Raw genomic sequence first — 5,452 nt, forward strand, 5'->3', positions numbered from 1 at the left:
GTGCTGCTCGCCCGCGAGCGCGAGGGGGTCCCGGGGCAGGCCCCGCCGACGGCCGAGGACCGGGCGGTGCGCGGGATCGCGGCGATCCTCGCGGGCAGCATCGACGCGGCGGTCCGTGACGCCGGCCGCGCGCACGACGCGGCGCGCGCGGACCTCGACGGACCGGCGCTGGAGATCAGCGCGGCGGTGGCGGCGTTCGGCCTCGCGCTCGCGGGCCGGTCCCGCGAGCTGCGCGAGCACCTCGCGGCCGCGCTCGCGCTCGGGCCGACGGCGCCGCTGCAGCCGTGGGCCCGGGCGGGGCTGCTCTGCGTCGGCACGGCCCTCGCCGCCGCCGACCGACGGGTGGTGGCGGCCCGGGCCCTGGCCGACGGGCTCACCGCCATGCGGCTGCCGCTGAGCCCGGTGCCGCTGACGTCGGCGACGCTGGCGCGTCTGCGGGTGTCCGTCGTGGCCGGTGACGATCCCGCCGAGGGCGCGGTGGCGCTGTGGCGCGAGGTCGACGAGAGCCTCGACCGCGGGTTCGTCCCCGCCGCGGTGCTCTCGGGCGCCGCCGCGGCGGAGGTCCTCCCGGACCACCCCGTCGCGCCCCGGGTCGCGGCCGCGGCCGCCACGAGCCAGGGGACGGTGCTGCCGCTGCTCGGCCGGTACGTCGCCGCGCTGGCCTCGGGGCGGCCGGACCGGGCGGCCGAGGTGGCCCCGGGCCTGGGCGCCGCCGGGCTGCGGATCCACGCCGTCCGCGCCCACGCCCGCGCGGCGTCCCTGGCGGCGCTGCGGGGCGACCCCTCGACGGCGCAGTCCGAGCTGGCCGCGGCGGACGCCGTCGTCGCGCGGGCCGGCGGGGACCTCGACGGTGCCGTCGACGCGGTGGGTCCGGTATCGGGGCTGAGCAGCCGCGAGCTCGAGATCGCCCGCCTCGTCGCGGCCGGCTCCTCCAACCGGCAGGTCGCCCAGGCGCTCGGGGTCTCGGTGCGGACGATCGACAACCACCTGTACCGGATCTACCGGAAGGTCGGCGTGAGCGACCGGGAGAGCCTGGCACGCCGCATCCACTGACCTCGGCACGCCGTCCGGTGGTGCCCGCGCGGCACGTCCCTAGCCGCGGAGGCGCCCCGCACGCAGGCGCCGGTGCGCGACGACGGCGCACCACCCGGCGCCGGCGGCCACGACCGCCCCGAGCACCGCGCCGAGCGCGACGTCGTGCAGGTAGTGCACCCCCTCGAGCACCCGCCCCGCCGCCACCAGCAGCGCCAGGACGACCGCGGCCCAGGTCGCCCGGGCGGAGCGGGTCGCGAGCGCCACCACGACCACCGCGGCGACCGCGACGGTCGCGTGGTTGGACGGCAGGGACCAGTCCCCGGCGGGCGGGCAGTGCGCCGCCCCGGCCCACCGCGTGCAGGGCCGCGCCTGCACCAGGAGCGCCTTCGCCGTCTCGCTGGCGGCGTAGGCGAGCACCACCCCGGCGGACGCGCCGAGCACGGCGGGCAGCCGGTCGCGGTGCGCCCGCCAGGCGTGCAGCACCGTCGCGGCGGTCACCGCGGCCAGCGCCCCGATCGCGCCCGTGGAGAGCAGGTCGATCGACGGGAGGGCGGCGGTCGACGACAGGGCCCACCGGGACACCACGACGCTCAGGCTGCCCGGGAACGGCAGCAGCAGGGCCACCAGCGCCAGGGCGGCCAGGAGCAGGAGCGGTGCGAGCGGGGCGCGTGTCGTCGTCGGCATGGCCCCGACGCTAGGAGCGCCCGTGCCGGCGGTCGTCGCCCCGCGGTCGGATCCGGGAACGGTCCGGGTGCGACCGTCGTCGGACCCGATAGCGTGCCGGGCATGGCAGCAACGCGGCTCCTCGTCATCGGCGGCACCGGCGTCATCAGCTCGGCCGTCACCCGGCTCGCCGTCGAGCGAGGGCTCGACGTCACGGTGCTCAACCGCGGGTCGAGCGCGACCCGCCCGCTGCCGGAGGGCGTGGAGGTGGTCCAGGCCGACGTCCGGGACCCGGCGTCCGTCCGCGCCGCGCTGGGCGACCGCGCGTTCGACTCGGTCGTCGACTGGGTGGCCTTCACCCCGGAGCACGTGCAGACCGACGTCGACCTGTTCGCCGGGCGGACGGGCCAGTACGTGTTCATCTCGTCCGCGTCGGCGTACCAGACCCCGCCGGAGCGGCTGCCGGTCACCGAGTCGACCCCGCTGCGCAACCCGTTCTGGCGGTACTCCCGGGACAAGATCGCGTGCGAGGACCTGCTGGTGCGGGCGTACCGGGACTCCGGCTTCCCGGCGACGGTGATCCGCCCGTCGCACACCTACGACCGCACGCTCGTCCCGCTCGACGGCGGCTGGACGGCGATGGAGCGGATGCGGCAGGGCCGCGAGGTCGTGGTGCACGGCGACGGCACCTCGCTGTGGACGCTGACCCACCACGAGGACTTCGCCCGCGGCCTGGTCCCGCTGCTGGGGCACCCGCGCACGCTCGGCGAGGCGTTCCACATCACCTCGGACGACGTGCTGACCTGGGACCAGGTGGTGCGGGCGCTCGCGGCCGCGTTAGGGCTGGAGCCGCGGATCGTGCACGTGCCGTCGGACGCGATCGCGGCCGCGGACCCGGAGTGGGGCGCCGGGCTCCTCGGCGACAAGGCGCACTCGATGGTGTTCGACACGACGAAGCTGCGCGGGCTGGTCCCCGGCTTCGCGACGACGATCCGGTTCGAGCAGGGCGCGCGGGAGATCGTCGCCTGGCACGACGCGGACCCGGCGCGGCGCGCGGTGGACACCCGGCTGGACGCGGTGATGGACGACCTGGTGGCCCGGTACCGGGTGGCCTGAGGCGCGCGCCGGGCCGCCTCAGGGCATCGGGACGATCCCGGCGGTGGCACGCCCGCCGGCGTCGAGCAGGTGGCCCAGGTGCTTGGTGGTCCGCAGCACCACGGACCGGTCGGCGATCGTCACGCCGGGCAGGCGCTCCTCGACGACGGCCTCGAGCCGCCCGACGTCCTGCAGGGTCCGCAGCCAGACGGCGACGATCACGTTGTACTCGCCCACGGTGGTGACGACCAGCCGGACCTCGTCCATCCGGCCGAGCTGCGGGCCGACCCGCGCGACCATCGCCGCCGGCACCCGCAGGAAGTACCAGGCGTAGATCGGCCACGGGGTGTGCGCCCGCGCCACGTCGACCCGCATGACGAACCGGCCGGACGCCCGCATCGTCGCGAGGGCGTCCCGGGTGCGGCGGGGCGTCATCCCGACCCGGGCGGCGAGCTCGGCCACGCCGATCCGCGCGTCCTCGGTGAGCGCCTCGCTCAGCGCCCGCGCCTCGTGCGGGCGCACGGTGACCGCCCCGCCGGTCGGCCGGGCGTCCAGCGCGGCGACCCGCGCGACCTCCTCCTTCGACAGCGCGCGCATCCGCCAGCTGCGGGCGTCGGTGACGACGTCCGACACCAGGTGGGTGCGCATCGCGCGGACGCCGGAGACGCCGCGGATCCGCTCGAGCGTCCAGGACGCCACGGCCTCGGTCCCGGTGGAGCCGAGGCTGAGCATGATGTCGCGGCCCCCGGCGGTGAGGTCGATGGTGAAGGCCTCCCCGTCGGCCGCCAGCGCGTGGGCGACCGCGAGGGTCTCGCCGGGGCTGCACTCGATCTCGATCAGGGACAGCTGGGTCTGGTCCCCCCAGCCGTACCCCGTGACGTAGACGAGGCCCTCGCGGGTGAGCCGGGCCCAGCGCCGGGCCAGGGTGACGGGGTCCGCCCCCAGCACCGGCGCGAGGCCGGACCACGGCGCGCGCGGGCTGATCTGCAGCGCGTGGATCAGGCGCTGGTCCAGGTGGTCGATGGCCTCATCCTGCACAGAGCACCGCCTTTCGGTCTGTTTCCGGCAGTCTGCACCATCGACGCCGGTGCGCCTCCTAGCGTCGCGCCACCTCGTCGGCCCGTCCCAGGAGACCTCATGACCGCCTCCGCACCTCCCGGCACCGCCCAGGCCCGCCCCGCGCTCCGCGGGGTCGTCGGCTTCCTCGTCGTCATGGAGCTCGGCTCCGGCATGCTGCAGGGCTGGTACCCCGTCCTGCTGTCGGCCATCGGGTCCGAGTTCGGCGTCACCGCGGCCTCGCTCAACTGGGTCAGCGCCGCCTACATGCTCGCCACCGTGGTGTGCGTGCCGATCATCGCGAAGCTCGGGGACCGGTACGGGCACCGCCGGATGCTGACCGTGGCCGCCGCGCTGGTCGCGCTCGGCTCGGTCGTCGTCGCGCTCGCCCCGAACTTCGCGGTGCTGCTGGTCGGGCGCGCCCTGCAGGCCCCGCTGGCCGCCTTCCTGCCGCTGGAGTTCGCGATCGTGCGGGACCGGGACCCGAAGTCCGCCGGCCGGTCCATCGGCAAGCTGGTCGGGGCGCTGACGTTCGGCGCCGCGATCGGGTCGCTCGGGGCCGGCGCCCTCTACGGCGCGGTCGGGGACCTGCGGCTCGTGCTGTGGGTGCCCGCGCTGTTCCTCGCGGTCTGCGTCCCGGTCGTCGCGTTCCTGGTGCCCGAGTCCCGGGTGCGGGCGAGCGGCACGACCGACTGGCTCGGCGCGGCGCTGCTGGGCGTCGGCCTGCTCGCCGTGCTCGGCGGGATCTCGAACGCCGCGTCCTGGGGCTGGACGAGCCCCCTCACGGCGCTGGCGGTGCTCGGCGGCCTTGCCCTGCTCGTCGCCTGGGTGGCCGTCGAGCGCCGGGTCGCGCACCCGCTGGTCGACGTGACGCTCCTGGTCCGCGGCGGCATCGGCCTGCCGATCGTGGTCGCGTTCCTGTTCGGCGCGCAGCTGTTCGGCAGCCAGACCGCCTCGACCCTCTTCATGCTGAGCGACCCCGACGCGGTCGGCTTCGGCCTCGGCCTCACCTCCGCGGCGGTCGGCATCGTCTCGCTCGTCGTGGCGCTCGCCGCGTTCGTGGCGTCGAGCGCCGGCGACCGGGTCGCGACGCGGCTCGGCGTGCCGGGCGCCGTCGCGCTCGGCGGCGCCCTGCTCACGGTCAGCTACGTCGGCCTGCTGCTGGGATCGGGGTCCGCCGTGGTCGTAGTCGCCGCGATGTTGGTCGGCGGGCTCGGCAACGGCGTCCTGATCTCGGTCCTGCCGACGATCGTCGTGACCCGCGCCCCGGCCGACTCGGTGGGGATCGCCTCGGCGCTGTACAACACCTCGCGCACCGCGGCCGGCGCGGTCGCCGGCGCCGTGTTCGCGCTCCTCATGGCCAGCTTCGTCGCCACCGTCGGGACGGGCGACGCGGCCGTCACCACCACGTCGTTCACCGGGTACGTCGCCGTCTGGGGGGTGTGCGCGGCGATCGGCGTCGCGGTCACCGCCCTCTCCCGCTTCCTCCGCGGGCCGGCGGCCGCCGAGCCCGCTCCGGTCGCGGACGCCGCGCCCGCCGCCGCGATCCCGGCCCCCCGCCCCACCCCGGGCGCCCGCCCAGGTCCCCCGCCTTGTTGGTGCC

At 76.9% G+C, this 5,452-nt stretch carries 5 protein-coding genes; 3 read left to right on the top strand and 2 right to left on the bottom strand.

Annotated elements, in window-relative coordinates:
- The coding region (locus MHY85_RS20025; protein WP_239199964.1) for a helix-turn-helix transcriptional regulator at positions 1-1,053 on the top strand (1,053 nt) is incomplete at its 5' end.
- Positions 1,054-1,092: 39 nt separating this feature from the next.
- On the opposite strand, the gene MHY85_RS20030 is transcribed toward MHY85_RS20025, so the two are convergent.
- On the bottom strand, positions 1,093-1,719 hold the full coding sequence (locus MHY85_RS20030; protein ID WP_239199966.1) for a phosphatase PAP2 family protein: 627 nt from the start codon (positions 1,717-1,719) through the stop codon (positions 1,093-1,095).
- A gap of 102 nt (positions 1,720-1,821) precedes the next feature.
- On the opposite strand from MHY85_RS20030, the gene MHY85_RS20035 reads away from it, so the two are divergent.
- A complete protein-coding gene (locus MHY85_RS20035; RefSeq protein WP_239199970.1) occupies positions 1,822-2,814 on the top strand; it encodes an SDR family oxidoreductase in 993 nt (330 codons plus the stop codon).
- A gap of 18 nt (positions 2,815-2,832) precedes the next feature.
- On the opposite strand, the gene MHY85_RS20040 is transcribed toward MHY85_RS20035, so the two are convergent.
- Complete coding sequence (locus MHY85_RS20040; RefSeq protein ID WP_239199973.1) at positions 2,833-3,831, bottom strand: Lrp/AsnC family transcriptional regulator; 999 nt, start codon at positions 3,829-3,831, stop codon at positions 2,833-2,835.
- Positions 3,832-3,930: 99 nt separating this feature from the next.
- Between MHY85_RS20040 and MHY85_RS20045 the strand changes: the two genes are divergently transcribed.
- A partial coding sequence (locus MHY85_RS20045) for an MFS transporter (protein ID WP_239199976.1) occupies positions 3,931-5,452 on the top strand: 1,522 nt, incomplete at its 3' end.

The sequence above is a fragment of the Cellulomonas sp. ACRRI genome (assembly GCF_022346185.1).
In the GTDB taxonomy this organism is placed as follows: domain Bacteria; phylum Actinomycetota; class Actinomycetes; order Actinomycetales; family Cellulomonadaceae; genus Cellulomonas.